Consider the following 13,572-nt stretch of genomic DNA (forward strand, 5'->3'; position numbering starts at 1 on the left):
TCTCAATTTCAGCAAAGGAAGAATTCTCAAGTTTAGATTCCTATGACGCCAGTCATTGACGTACATTTTATAAGCGGTCTAAATAGTATCTGGAATGAAGGATACTATTCGTTTTTATCTCGCTGAAATTCTACAAAAACAACAGGCATCAGATATCGTTTTTTGATCTTACCTTTTCTTTTCTTCAACAGTGTAAGTTCTCGCGTGCTTCGCTTAGGCCCAACCGGAACGATGAGTCTTCCATTCTCAGCCAACTGGTCGATGAGTGGCTGAGGAATATGATCGATACCCGCCGTGATAATGATCGCATCGAATGGTGCATTCTCCGGCCATCCCAGGTAGCCATCACCGATCTTTACAGTCACATTATCATAGCCTAATGATTTCAGGCGGTTGTTAGCTTGATTCCCAAGGGAATCTATGATCTCAATGGTGTATACTTCGGAAACGATCTCGGCCAGTACCGCAGCCTGGTAACCGGAACCTGTTCCAATCTCCAGAACCCGATCGTCTTTCTTTAGATTGAGTTGCTCCGTCATATAGGCCACGATATACGGTTGAGAAATGGTCTGCCCCTGCCCAATATTTAAAGGAGCGTCGATATAGGCCTTCTGCTGTGCAATGGCGGGTACAAAAAGATGTCTTGGTACGGAGCGCATTGCGCGTAAGGTAGCCCTATCCTCTATCCCCCTGGAAATAAGCTGTCCTTTAACCATGCGTTCTCGCCTACCGTCATAATCCGGCTGACAGTTTCCGAAGGAAGTTATGAACAGCAACGCTATGGTAATAAATCGTGTCATTTTTCTGAAATGGATCAACTTATAAGATACGAAAAATCGATGATTTTTCATATTGAACGAGTTCGAAATATTTTAGGAATAAAACTATATCAAACAGTATATCAATGCATTAGGGCAACCGTCATTATTATGGCACACTTGTTGGCTTCCAATGAGTGTTTAACCTAAAATACAGAGTTATGAAAGATCTAAAAAAAATTTGGAGTGATCGACTGAGTAAGTGGAATGTAAAACTTGCTGAATTTGCAAAAGCCAGTAGTTATGCCATCCACAGATAGTTCGAATCGCGCCAACCGGAATCCATAAACCTCCCTGCTGTTCAGGGAGGTTTTTTTATGAACTAACATGACGAATATCATTCCGTCCCTCGGCCATCTTTGTATCTTTAAGCATCTGAATTTCAACGGTTAATTCAGAATAAAAACAAAAGTTATGAATCCAATTGTATTGTTTAGTATCGTATTTGTTGTATTCCTGTTACTGGGGATACGCGTTGTTTTTGAATATAAACGAGCGCTGAAATTTAGATTTGGGAAATACGTTAAGACCCTCCAACCAGGGTTCCGATGGATCATTCCTGTGGTGGAAACCATACAGGTAGTCGATATCAGGGTGATTACTATAAACATTGTTTCGCAGGAAGTAATGACCGAGGATAACGTCCCCTGTAGTATTGATGGCGTAGTTTTCTTCAAGATCAATGATCCTGAAAAAGCTGTCCTCGAAGTCGAGGAATACAAATTCGCGATCTCTCAATTGGCGCAGGCAGCACTGCGTGATGTGTGTGGTAAGGTTGAACTGGACACTATACTTTCCAAACGCGAAGAAATGGGTAAGAACATCAAGGCCATAGTAGAAATTGAGACCAAAGAATGGGGAATTGATATCAACGATGTGAAAATAAAGGACATTCAACTTCCCGAGAATATGAGGCGTATGATGGCCAACCAGGCAGAAGCCGAACGTTCAAGGAGAGCACGTATAATTCTCGCAGAAGCTGAAGAGCAAGCGGCCAACAAGTTGTACGAAGCTGGTAAGATCATCGACGAATCCCCATCGGCAATTAAGTTGAGGTTGTATCAAACCCTCTCTAATATCGCGGCAGAAAAGAACTCAACCATTCTATTCCCGTTCCCGGAAGAAGTTCTTCCAAGGAGAAGAAGAAAAGACAAAGATTAATTCAATAGCTAAATAAATCCGGAGCTGTTTTGACCCCATCGATGAAAAAAGTATCTTCCTCCTCCTAATTATACGATTCATCCATGGAAAAAACGGTTTCGGAAGCTATTGAGTATCGTCGTGCTGTACGTGTTTTCAAAGAGCAGCCCATCGATTCGGAAGAAGTGAAGGAATGCCTTCGCCTCGCCACCCTGGCGGCTACCAGTAGTAATCTTCAGCTCTGGGAGTTCTATCACATTACAAATTCAGAAAAAATAAAACAGCTTGCTAAAGTGTGTTTTAATCAGAATGCAGCCCGTACCGCTCAACAGCTTGTGGTGGTAGTAGCAAGAAAAGACCTGTGGAGAAAGCGTGCTAAAGCTAATCTTAAGTTTCTGGAAGAAGGTTTCGCGAAAGCCGAGATGACTCCCAGGTTGGAGAAGCGAAAAAAGATGGCACTCAATTACTACGGCAAATTAATTCCTTTTACCTACTTCAATTTTCTGGGTATTTTCGGATGGATAAAATACCTCGCTTTCCAGGTGGTAGGACTTTTCCGCCCTATTTACCGCCAGGCTCGAAACAGCGATATGCGAATTGTAGCTCACAAAAGCGCCGGGTTGGCCGCTCAGAATTTTATGATCAGCATGGCAGCCATAGGTTATGATACCTGTCCCATGGAAGGCAGCGATACATTAAGAGTAAAACGCATTCTGAATTTGCCCTATTCTGCAGAGATCAATATGGTCTTAGGTTGTGGTATCAGGGATGAAAAAGGAATCTACGGCCCTAGATTCAGGGTTCCTTTCGAGGAGGTATATTACCCAATAAATTAGAATAATTCTATTGAAATGATATAGGAAATCTACTATATTTACGCTTATGAAAAAACTTTTACTAACCACCGCATTTTTAATAACCATCCATGGTTTTGCCCAGGTAAACAGAACTTACGATGGTACTAACAATAACCCCAACAATCCTAATTGGGGTGCCGCGCTCGAGCATTTTAGAAATTTTGTAACCAACGGTTATAACGACCTTATTAGTGAACCCGGAGGTCAGGACAGACCGAATCCGAGGAAGGTGAGTAACGCCATTGGAAGTCAGAGTGAATTTACACCGAACGAGCTCGGTTTAAGCGACTTCATCTGGGGATGGGGGCAGTTTATAGATCACGACGTAAACCTGAACGACGATAATTTCGATGAACCCAATAATATCCCGGTTCCCAATTGTGAGCCACTTTTCGATCCCGACTGTACCGGAACCATGACCCTGCGCATGTTCCGCTCTAAGTCGGATCCGGCTACCGGAACTTCTATAAACAACCCCAGGAAGCACATCAATGATATAACGAGTTATATCGACGGCTCCTTGGTGTATGGCAGTGAGGAGGATAGAGCCGATTGGCTACGTACTTTTGAGGATGGGAAAATGAAAATGTCTGCGGGCGATCTTTTGCCCTGGAATACTATAGATGGCGAATACGACAGCCCGATCGATCCATCAGCCCCTTTTATGGTGCTGGATGGTTTCCCACTTCCCGAAAAGTTCTTTGTTGGTGGTGACATTCGTGTGAACGAACAACCAGGACTCGCTTGTTTCCACACACTGTGGGTACGCGAACACAACAGATTGTGCGATGAAATAAAGGCCGCTAATCCAAGTTGGAGCGACGAAGAGATCTTCCAGCGTGCCAGAAAAATTGTGGGTGCCTTGATCCAGGCAGTCACTTACGAAGAGTTTCTCCCACATATCGGTATCCAACTGGATCCGTATACCGGATACGATGAAAACGTTCAACCGGACATAACCAATACATTTTCCGCAGCTGCCTATCGATTTGGCCATACAATGGTAAATGGACGTCTCGTTCGATTTGAAGAGAATGGAGACGACTGGATGTTTGGAGCCAAGGACCTGAGAGATGGCTTCTTCCGTCCTGAGATCCTTCGGGATGAGGGTGGTATTGAGCCTTTCTTCAGAGGACTGGCAGCCCAGGAGCACCAGTTTGTGGATCCGCTTATCATGGACGATATCCGAAATTTCCTTTTCGGTCAGCCGGGTGCCGGAGGAATCGACCTGCTATCCATTAACCTGGCAAGAGCGCGCGAACGCGGATTACCAGATTACAATACCATACGTGAGGACCTGCAGCTAACGCCTCACACCGACTTCAACAGTTTAACAAGTGATGGGGATTTGAGTCAGCGCCTGGAAACGGTATACGGAGATATTTCAAAGGTGGACCCGTGGATCGGATTCATGAGTGAAGATCACCTCCCGAATGCGTTGATAGGAGAAGGCCTTCATGAAATGCTGAAGTTCCAGTTCCAGTCGCTTAGAGATGGTGATCGCTATTATTATGAGAACGATCCGGCGTTCACGGCGGCGGAGATCGACGAGATCAAGAACACTAAGCTTTCAGAAGTAATTCTTCGGAATACCATCATCGAGATCTTGCAGGAAGACGTTTTTATCGCTATACCCAGAGGACAGCTGGCTGTAGAGTTATTTCCTTTTCCTGAAGTGCGTTCCATCGAGCTATCAGCTTATCCGAACCCGGTTCAGAAATACTTTAACCTGGTAATAGAAAATGCGCGCCCTTCTAGTGCTACACTCAATATTTACGGTGTTGGCGGACAGGTGGTCTCTACGAGATCGGTTCAGTTGAACCGAGGAAGAAACGAGATCAATTTTGAATTGAGCGACCAGCTTGCCAGCGGGCTTTACGTAATTACTTTGGAATCGGATAGCGGGGCAGGCCAGTTGAAACTGATAAAGCAAGGACGCTAAGATCTCTCGCTTTTTCAAGCAAAACCAAGTAATCCGTGGGAATTGCTCATTGAACCTATAAAAGTTTTAATATTGTAGTTCTAACCATGGAAACCGGCCAGCAAAACATCAAGAAGTTCGGAACCTTCGGAGGTGTATTCACTCCTACCCTGCTCACCATTTTAGGTGTGATCATGTATTTGAGAATGGGTTGGGTAGTAGGTAATGCCGGCCTTATCGGCGCCTGGCTGATCATTATAATTGCCTTTCTAATCACTCTCTGCACAGCTTTGTCAATGTCGGCCATCACAACCAATATACGTATAGGCGCCGGAGGTGCGTACGCGATCATATCACAGTCCTTAGGACTTGAAGTTGGTGGCAGCCTGGGTATTCCCAGGTACATTTCACAAGGATTAGCAGTCACCATGTATATTTTCGGTTTCCGTGAAGGTTGGCTTGGGATATTTCCCCACCACAACGCATTCCTGGTAGATGCCGCCGTATTCGTGGGTCTATTCACTATCGCCTACATTAGTGCAAATCTCGCCATCAAAACCCAGTATATCATCATGATGGTGATCATCGCCTCTTTAATTTCCATAGTGATGGCGGCCTATGAAGGTTCAATGACCATCCCGTCGGATGAAGCCTTGAAGTGGGGAACGTTCAAGGGATCTCCTGAAAATAATTTCAGCGGAAGTAATTTTTGGTTGGTGTTTGCGGTTTTCTTCCCGGCAGCCACCGGGATCATGGCCGGTGCTAACATGTCAGGCGAATTAAAAGACCCCAGGAAAAGTATCCCGATAGGAACTCTTTGGGCCATAGGGGTGAGTTTTGTGATCTATATGCTTCTGGCGTATTGGCTGGCTACTTCTGCTACTGAAGAGGAACTAATATCGAACTACAATATCATTATCGAAAAGGCCTATGTCGGGCCACTGATCATCGCAGGGGTACTGGGAGCTACTTTTTCATCGGCCCTTGCGTCCATAGTTGGGTCTTCACGGATACTCTTTGCTATGGGACAGCACAGCGTATTACCATATTCAAATTTCCTGGCAGGTCAGAGTAAGAACGGGCAGCCCAGGAATGCCATGTTGGTGACCGGTATTTTGATCTTCGGTACTATGCTACTCCGCAATCTGAATGCAGTGGCACCTTTGGTTACTTTATTCTTCCTGGTCACCTATGCCATGATCAATATAGTAGTGATCATAGAACAGAATCTCGGTTTGATAAGTTATCGACCCATATTCAAGATAAAACGCTGGATTCCGTGGTTAGGATTGATCTCTTCGGTATTGGCGATGTTTATAATCAATCCAACGATCAGCCTTATCACCATCGCCATAGTCCTGGCAGTTTATTGGTATCTCTCTCGTCAGAACCTGGAAACTCCGTTTGAGGATGTGCGTTCCGGGCTCTTTGTTTCTTTTGCTGAATGGGCAGCCAAGCACACCTGGGGGATGAAAAAAATGCAGCAGCGGGCCTGGAAACCGAACTTAATGGTACCAGTTCGCGATATTACAGGTGCCAGGGGAAATTTTGAGTTTCTTCGGAATATCGCGAGTCCGAAGGGCTCCATAAAATTATTAGGCATTGCTCCGGATGAGGAAAACGACAGTATGACCTTGGAACTGGACACCCTTGCGGAGTCCTTCAGAACCAAAGGAGTCTTCTCTTCCTGGACAGTGATCAATACCACAGAATTTGCAAAAGGTGTGAATTACGGTAACCAGGCACTTCGAGGGGCTTTTTTCAGACCTAATATTGTATTTCTGAACCTTCAGCAGCACGATGACTACGAAACTGAACTGCGACCAGTAATTCGGGAATGTATCCGTTTGGAGATCGGGGTACTGCTTTATCAGTCTCATCCTACTGCCCTGTTGGGACAGCGAAACACTATCAACGTATGGGTGAGTAACCGACAAAACAACTGGAGCCTGGGTTGGGATATTGGAAACCTTGACCTCTCCACTTTGATCGCCTATAAGCTCAAACGAAACTGGAAAGCACGAATCCGCCTAATTACTGTGATTGACGATGACAAAGAACTGGACAATGCAACGGAATTCCTCAAGAGTCTGATTAACCTTGCCAGGCTACCGGAGACCTTGACTGAGGTATATGTAGGTAGTTTCAAAGAGATTGTGATTAAAGCCCCACAGGCAGATTTGAATATCTTCGGAATGGATGAAAACCTGAGTTTTACCTTTGTACAGGATATGGCGGACAAAACGAACAGCTCATGTCTGTTTGTAAAGGACTCCGGACACGAAAGTATATTAGCATAACTCGAATTTTATTGGGTTGATTTCCAGTTCATTTTCCTACATTTTGAAAATATAATTCCTACAGTATATCATCTATTTCTAAATTTTTTCGATGTAATGCAGTATATAATCGATGTAAAACATATTCTAAAATATTCTTTAACAACTAGTTACTGAATTACACCATATATTTGTAGTACCCAAATTTGTTTTACCTATGAAATCGTATAAAGCCCCCGCTGCGATTTTATTCCTACTAAGCTTGATTGCGAGCGGAACTATTTTTTCGCAAGTAGGAATAAACACTACAAATCCCAGGACCACACTCGAGGTAGCCGGAGATTTAAATATCAGCGATGGTATGGAGATCGGTGACTACGGCGGTCTGAAAGATGCGGACACTTCCACTTTTTTAATTCAGGAATCCAGTAATCAGATCAAATCACTTAATGTAAGCAATCCTACAGGAGTTGCATTGGCTTACATCCAGGAATATGTTATTGAAGACCCTAACCTGGACTGGGTTAAGGATTTTGATACTGGAATAGATGCTACCGATTATATGGTGATCGTGACTTCGGCAAGTTTTAACCAGGAATTAGACCTTACCCCCAACCCTGGTGCAGAAGACAATGCGAGTATTCCATTTGCATCAGCCTTCGTGTCCGGGGGCACATGGCATCTGGTAGCAGACTATCCCCAGGCTGCGAATATAGACGAAACTGCTATGGGTGTGTGGACCATCAGCACTCTAATATTCTCAAACGACGTATCCAAGCAATATGGGACCGTTCCGGTACCTATGGCAGGGAATTCCAGTGCCAGCGCATCTTCACCTATTATAAATTAAGTTGATATTATGAGAAACTATTACTTGATATTATTCTTAGCTGTTAGTTGGTTTACTTCAGCCCAGGTAGGTATAGGCACCTCCTCTCCTTCTGCTAGTCTTCATATAGCTGGTGAACTATTGGTACAGGATGCACTTACAACAAAGAATCTGAACACCGTATCAGCAACAGAAGAGGATTTCAAACTTGTAACCAGGGTAACAAATTCGAGCCCAATGGGTAAGATCACCTTACTGGACCCGGACAATTTGTATGTCGCACCAGTGAATACCGTGAATTATCATTTTACCAACGTATTTCTTGACAATCTGCAGGACGTTGATCTGCAGTATGACGTTAGTAAATATGTTGTTGGGGTAGCTGATTTCAGACATGTTGGTGACGCCATTAAGAAAGTTCCCGGTGGCGATAACTACTCTATCGGGCATTTCGTTGTTCGTACCTTCAAAAGTGGTGGCACATGGCATTTACAGATTAGCAACGAGGAATTAGAACTAGATGCAACAGATTCACTTGAGTACTATATTACTTTAATTGTTTACGATAAAAAATATTTCAGGGACCTGCCGGTGATTACTACAAATCTTGGAGGGTCTAATATAGGAACGGCCTCCTCCATTCCAGTTTTTGAATAAATGACTATGAAACATTTCTACTTTCTCTTCGTAACTGCAATCTTCAGTATCGGACCAATCTTCGGACAGGTGGGTATCAATACCAATACACCATCGGCCACTCTTGATGTAAATGGTGATGTGATGATAGACTCTGGAGTATATCTTGAAAATCCCGGTGAGAATACAAATATCAGGGGATCAAAATTCCTTGTTCGAACTACAACCAATGAGCTATCGCGTTACGATATAAATATCAGTAAATACGGCCCTATGAACTATGTGGAATTAGAATTTCAGAATTTATCGGCTAGCGGACTTCTGAATTACGACACAAAAATCTCTACCGATGATTATTTGGTAAGTATCCAGGGATATTCCTGCGGGATCGCAGGCGCAGGGCGAACAGGAAGTATTATGCCAAGTAGTTCAATTTCAATAGATAACATCGAAGGATACCAAATCTACGCGTATCCGAATCCAATCACAAACACCTGGTTTCTCAGAGCTTTTGTAAATAACTCAACCTGGCAGAAATACGATAGCAGTGTTGGTGACTATGTGGACACAGATATTGATATGTGGCTGAACGTAATGATATACAGAAAGGGATTCATTGCCAAATCACAGAATGATATCACTGTTGATATGGGAAATTCAGCTACGGGAACAGCCAGTCTGCCAACTGGATTTTGATCTAAGAAGTCCTTACATAATTCCTACAATTCATCCATTTTATTCCTACGTGTTTACACGTATATTTGATATTTTTTCGATGTATTGCGCTATATAATCGATATTCAGCATGTTGTAAAATTTTCTTTAACAATAAGTTACGCTGTTGGACTCTATCTTTGTAACACCCAAATTTGTTATACTTATGAAATCGTATAAAGCCCCCGCTGCGATTTTATTCCTACTGAGCCTAATCGTTTGTGGAGACATACATTCACAGGTAGGAATAAACACAACAAACCCGAGGACAACACTGGAAGTTGCCGGAGATGCTTTGATATCAGGAACTATTGAAATAGGCAATTACAACGCCTTGTCCGACGACGAAGACTCCACGTTCCTTATACAGGATAATCTTGATGAAATAAAATCTGTAGATGTAAGCAATCCCACCGGAGAAGCTCTTGCATATGTTCAGGAGTACATTATTACAAATCCTGACGAGGATTGGGTGTTTGATTTCGATACCGGTGTTGATGCAAATGACTTCGTTCTCATCGTGATCTCGTCTTATTTTAATCTTGAACTTAATACCAGTTCTTCCAGCGGAGCCGAGGATAACGCAAGTTTACCATATACTGCCACCTTTATTAAAGGCGGTACCTGGCATATTATTGCTGATTACCCCATGGTAGCGAATCTGGATCCTGCGGAAATTGGAACATGGACACTATCCACCCTTATTTTCTCGAGAGATCTTTCCAAACAACTTGGGAGTATTGATATTCCAATGTCGAATGCGACATCGGGAAGCGCCTCCTCACCTATCATAAATTAAAAATCGTATGAGAACAATTACTACTTTACTCCTGGTTTTCGTGTTTCAGGGGATTTTCGCCCAGGTGGGAATTGGCACTGTAAATCCACAAGCCGACCTCCACGTTGGAGGAGATTTACTCATCCGGGATAATTTTACACTGGGATCGCTTAATACAGTAAATAGCGCTGATGAAGATTTCATGTTACTTTCTCGCTCCACTACATCCACTCCTACAGGTAAGATCACTAAACTCGATGTGAGCGCCCTATCTGTAGCTCCTGTGAATGTTATTGACTATAGTTTTTCAAACATATCCCTCGACAACCTCAGGGATGTAGACCTTCAATACGATGCATCGAAATATATAGTTGGAATTGCTAATTTCAGATATATAGGTGATCCAATTCAAAAAGTGCCGGCAGGTGGGACAAAATCCATCGGGAATTTTGTTGCACACACTTTTATTAGCGGAGGAACATGGCACCTGGAGATACGGAATCAGACCCTGGACCTGGATCCGGTAGATTCGGTTAATTATGAAGTGACCGTAATTGTTTACGACAAATCATATTTCCGCTACCTGGCTCCAATCATGACGGACCTTGGTGGAAACAATACGGGTACAGCCTCATCTGTTCCCAACTTGTATTAAAATATATCGATATGAAAAGACTTCTACTTCTCCTTTTTATAATACTACTTAACTCTAGCCTTTCGGCTCAAGTTGGTATTAATACAACCACTCCGGATTATACTCTTGAAGTAAATGGAACTACCATGATCGATAATGGTCTCTACCTTGAAAAACCGGGAGTTTCTAACCAGATCAGGGGATCGAAACTGCTTATCGCACTTCAGAGTAACGAAATCGTTCAATACGATATCGATCAAAGTAAATACGGACCTATTAACTATGCCGAGTTTATTTTTCGCGATTTATCTAAAGATGGGCTTCAGGATTATGATACCAAAATATCGATTGATGATTATATCGTAACGGTACAAGGTTTTTACTACCTGGAAGCAGGAAGCGGAGATACTGATGTGATGACCAACAGTAATAATGGTAACGATAATATTGAAGGACACCAGATCTATGCTTACAAGAACACTACTACCAATACATGGTTTCTTCGTGCTTTTGTAAATGATTCTGAATTCAGAACAAGATTTGGGACTACCTTTGGTAGTACTCCTGTAGATATGTTCCTCAACCTAATTATATACCGAAAAGGCTTCATTTCGAAAGAGATCAATAGTATATCGGTAGATTTGAGTGGGAACGAAACGGGAATCGCCCCCTTGCCGGCAGGTTTTTAAACGGTATATTTACGGAAAACCAAACTATGTTCAACGCCATTGGCATTTGGCAATTAGTCCTAATTCTAGTTGTAGTTTTTATTATCGTTGGGCCAGTTCTTTTCCTTATCATTAAGGGTAAAAATGATAAAGATAAAAGAAGATGAATCCCCAGGATTATCCGGAAATAAAGGCGCTTAATTTGTTCATCCAAACAACCTCTGCTAAATTTCATGGAAACAATACCATCCCTCCTACTTTAGACCTGGTTGCCGGTTCTTTGATTCTTTCTGAATCAGCCTATCCGGTGTTCATCAACGATGAATATCAAGACCTCGAACTCCCGGATGAGCGAATTGCCATAGTACTGGCTCTTAGAGAATTCGAGATAATCGAAGAATCAACCGATTATCTTCAATGGTGTAAGTTGCAAGGTATTACTGCCCATTCCGAAGAAATCAGAAGTTACTACCAGGAAACCGTAAATAGAATACCGGAACTGAAAAAGCATTTCAATTCGGGTGAACTATCCAGTTTTATTACAGATCTGGATTTCCAGCTGAATGCCGGAGCCATGCAGTTGCTTCGCAGATCTTAGTTATTCAAGACAATTTTCTGAGTCTTTATTACCCCATTTACATTCAGCCTGGCGAAATAAAGACCTTTCGACAATCGGTTCCCTGCAGAACTCCTACCGTCCCAGCGAATCTTTTGGGTGCCGTTCGATGATCCATCGAACAGGGTATTTACCAGCCTGCCTTGAATATCATAGACCTCAAGACTCACAGTACTTTCGGCGGTAGTATAGAATTGTAAGGTTGTTGTTTCTGAAAACGGATTAGGATAGCTTACAAAGCCGAATCCCTCCGCCAGTGCGATATTGTTCACTCCAAGTTTTCCGTCTGGTGAAATTCTCGAATAATACACATCTTGTCCGCCATTCAATGTGTTACACCATGCAAGATGGGCGAAATCGTTATCCGATTTCATATCGAAGTAGTCCCCCATCTTATTCTGATTTGGATAACCGATGGTAGGATCGAACATATCAGACATCACCAGGTAATCGTTCCAGGTATCCCCCTGGTCGTCGGACCAGCAATAGATCAGCCTGGAATCCACAGTTCCCGGATCGGCCGTGCTCGTATCAAGGTATACCACGTCTATTCTCCCATTGGGAGCTACGGACATGGCAGACATCCATTGAAAAGAGGTATCATCATTATCGATATTGATCCGTACCGGTGGCTCGAAGCTAACACCTCCATCTGTACTCCTCGCGAACATCACATCTGCAGGATCATTATTACTACTTCTGAATACAGAACCAAGCACATATACGTTTCCATCGCCCGGTCCGCCGGAATTATCGGTGTCTATCCAAGCCTGTCCAACCAGGCCGGCCGGGTTTACATCGGCCTGTGCGTATACCAATCCACCTAAGTCAACCGAACTCACAAAATCCCAATCCACTACCTGGGCGGGGTTCTTCGCATTGGTGGATTTAACAACCACCATACCCGATCCCTGTCCGTTTCTTCCCACCAGGTACAAATCTCCATTGGTGTCTACTTTCAGTGTCCCCCAGAAAGGAGTGTTATCGATCACTTCGCAATTCTCAAATGAGCTACTTCCATCCGTGGAACGAGTAAACGCTCCCGGAGAGCAGGTCGTGAAGGAAGTATTCCAATACGAATAATTGTGGCCAGCGCTGGCACCTCCACTTTTGTCTATGGTCATCCATTGTTTATCCCCACCAAATGCCGGTACCGGATTCTCCCAGGTTGTTCCACCGTCTGTAATTTTGAATACATCACATTCGAAGGTATCCTGGAGGCTATTGTAGTAGAAGTTTCCTTCTGAATCGAAATCTAATACAGGATCCGATCTGAATACTCCCGGGTCCAGAACACCGGGAAATGTAAATGAGAGTCCGCCGTTCAGAGAATAACCGTATCCTGCCTGACGGAAATTATTTCCAACATCGTCAAATTGCCTCCATCCTATCACGATCCTGTCCGGGTTTGTTGGATCTATGGCGATAGAAGGTTCGTTTCCCGCGTCACCCACGATATTATCACCGTTAGCATCTACATTAACCTGGGTTGTATAAAAGTTAGCAGCCCGAACATTATAAGGAGGAATTCGAGGCTGGCGACTCTTATCCACCTGCACATAGGGATCATCAGGAATTTCGTTGTGCATTTCACGTACCTGTTCTGTTGATTGCGCAGTAGAAACGGAGACTGAGAGAAGGGCAAATGTTGAAAGAATAATTTTAAATGTAATTTTCATAGC

Annotated in this window: 13 protein-coding genes; 11 read left to right on the forward strand and 2 right to left on the reverse strand. The window is 43.4% G+C overall.

All coding sequences use genetic code 11. The features are described from left to right. Nucleotides 1-104 precede the first annotated feature (104 nt). A complete protein-coding gene (locus J1N09_RS06355) occupies nt 105-851 on the reverse strand; it encodes a protein-L-isoaspartate(D-aspartate) O-methyltransferase (protein WP_265199039.1) in 747 nt (248 codons plus the stop codon). 381 nt (nt 852-1,232) lie between these two features. Here J1N09_RS06355 and J1N09_RS06360 point away from each other — a divergent pair, with 381 nt between their 5' ends. The 11 genes from J1N09_RS06360 (at nt 1,233) to J1N09_RS06410 (ending at nt 11,872) form a co-directional block, all read left to right on the forward strand. After that, complete coding sequence (locus tag J1N09_RS06360; protein WP_265199041.1) at nt 1,233-1,979, forward strand: slipin family protein; 747 nt, start codon at nt 1,233-1,235, stop codon at nt 1,977-1,979. Nucleotides 1,980-2,062: 83 nt separating this feature from the next. Continuing rightward, nucleotides 2,063-2,794, forward strand: a complete 732-nt coding sequence (locus tag J1N09_RS06365) for a nitroreductase family protein (RefSeq protein WP_265199042.1) — start codon at nt 2,063-2,065, stop codon at nt 2,792-2,794. A gap of 46 nt (nt 2,795-2,840) precedes the next feature. Beyond that, nucleotides 2,841-4,757 (forward strand): peroxidase family protein, encoded by a 1,917-nt coding sequence (locus J1N09_RS06370; protein WP_265199044.1) that lies wholly within the window; start codon nt 2,841-2,843, stop codon nt 4,755-4,757. Between the two features lie 86 nt (nt 4,758-4,843). Next, on the forward strand, nt 4,844-7,036 hold the full coding sequence (locus J1N09_RS06375) for an amino acid permease (RefSeq protein ID WP_265199045.1): 2,193 nt from the start codon (nt 4,844-4,846) through the stop codon (nt 7,034-7,036). Between the two features lie 196 nt (nt 7,037-7,232). Next, nucleotides 7,233-7,865, forward strand: a complete 633-nt coding sequence (locus tag J1N09_RS06380; RefSeq protein ID WP_265199046.1) for a hypothetical protein — start codon at nt 7,233-7,235, stop codon at nt 7,863-7,865. A 9-nt stretch (nt 7,866-7,874) separates the two neighbouring features. Further along, a complete protein-coding gene (locus J1N09_RS06385; RefSeq protein WP_265199048.1) occupies nt 7,875-8,501 on the forward strand; it encodes a hypothetical protein in 627 nt (208 codons plus the stop codon). A 6-nt stretch (nt 8,502-8,507) separates the two neighbouring features. Next, nucleotides 8,508-9,176, forward strand: a complete 669-nt coding sequence (locus J1N09_RS06390; RefSeq protein WP_265199050.1) for a hypothetical protein — start codon at nt 8,508-8,510, stop codon at nt 9,174-9,176. A gap of 184 nt (nt 9,177-9,360) precedes the next feature. Beyond that, a complete protein-coding gene (locus J1N09_RS06395) occupies nt 9,361-9,993 on the forward strand; it encodes a hypothetical protein (RefSeq protein ID WP_265199052.1) in 633 nt (210 codons plus the stop codon). 7 nt (nt 9,994-10,000) lie between these two features. Next, on the forward strand, nt 10,001-10,627 hold the full coding sequence (locus J1N09_RS06400) for a hypothetical protein (RefSeq protein WP_265199053.1): 627 nt from the start codon (nt 10,001-10,003) through the stop codon (nt 10,625-10,627). A gap of 11 nt (nt 10,628-10,638) precedes the next feature. Then, nucleotides 10,639-11,295, forward strand: coding sequence for a hypothetical protein (locus tag J1N09_RS06405; protein ID WP_265199055.1), 657 nt, complete (start codon nt 10,639-10,641; stop codon nt 11,293-11,295). Nucleotides 11,296-11,437: 142 nt separating this feature from the next. Continuing rightward, entirely contained in the window at nt 11,438-11,872 is a 435-nt protein-coding gene (locus J1N09_RS06410) for a hypothetical protein (RefSeq protein ID WP_265199057.1), read from the forward strand. On the opposite strand, the gene J1N09_RS06415 is transcribed toward J1N09_RS06410, so the two are convergent. After that, nucleotides 11,869-13,569 (reverse strand): T9SS type A sorting domain-containing protein, encoded by a 1,701-nt coding sequence (locus tag J1N09_RS06415; RefSeq protein ID WP_265199059.1) that lies wholly within the window; start codon nt 13,567-13,569, stop codon nt 11,869-11,871. The genes J1N09_RS06410 and J1N09_RS06415 overlap by 4 nt on opposite strands. Nucleotides 13,570-13,572: the final 3 nt, after the last annotated feature.

Origin of the sequence: Aureitalea sp. L0-47 (assembly GCF_026126405.1) — a bacterium.
Lineage (GTDB): Bacteria > Bacteroidota > Bacteroidia > Flavobacteriales > Flavobacteriaceae > Pukyongia.

Bases quoted from the DNA above. Each gene is read 5' to 3' on its own strand.
- J1N09_RS06355 (WP_265199039.1), bottom strand. From the start codon at position 851: ATGAAAAATCATCGATTTTTCGTATCTTATAAGTTGATCCATTTCAGA.
- J1N09_RS06360 (WP_265199041.1), top strand. From the start codon at position 1,233: ATGAATCCAATTGTATTGTTTAGTATCGTATTTGTTGTATTCCTGTTA.
- J1N09_RS06365 (WP_265199042.1), top strand. From the start codon at position 2,063: ATGGAAAAAACGGTTTCGGAAGCTATTGAGTATCGTCGTGCTGTACGT.
- J1N09_RS06370 (WP_265199044.1), top strand. From the start codon at position 2,841: ATGAAAAAACTTTTACTAACCACCGCATTTTTAATAACCATCCATGGT.
- J1N09_RS06375 (WP_265199045.1), top strand. From the start codon at position 4,844: ATGGAAACCGGCCAGCAAAACATCAAGAAGTTCGGAACCTTCGGAGGT.
- J1N09_RS06380 (WP_265199046.1), top strand. From the start codon at position 7,233: ATGAAATCGTATAAAGCCCCCGCTGCGATTTTATTCCTACTAAGCTTG.
- J1N09_RS06385 (WP_265199048.1), top strand. From the start codon at position 7,875: ATGAGAAACTATTACTTGATATTATTCTTAGCTGTTAGTTGGTTTACT.
- J1N09_RS06390 (WP_265199050.1), top strand. From the start codon at position 8,508: ATGAAACATTTCTACTTTCTCTTCGTAACTGCAATCTTCAGTATCGGA.
- J1N09_RS06395 (WP_265199052.1), top strand. From the start codon at position 9,361: ATGAAATCGTATAAAGCCCCCGCTGCGATTTTATTCCTACTGAGCCTA.
- J1N09_RS06400 (WP_265199053.1), top strand. From the start codon at position 10,001: ATGAGAACAATTACTACTTTACTCCTGGTTTTCGTGTTTCAGGGGATT.
- J1N09_RS06405 (WP_265199055.1), top strand. From the start codon at position 10,639: ATGAAAAGACTTCTACTTCTCCTTTTTATAATACTACTTAACTCTAGC.
- J1N09_RS06410 (WP_265199057.1), top strand. From the start codon at position 11,438: ATGAATCCCCAGGATTATCCGGAAATAAAGGCGCTTAATTTGTTCATC.
- J1N09_RS06415 (WP_265199059.1), bottom strand. From the start codon at position 13,569: ATGAAAATTACATTTAAAATTATTCTTTCAACATTTGCCCTTCTCTCA.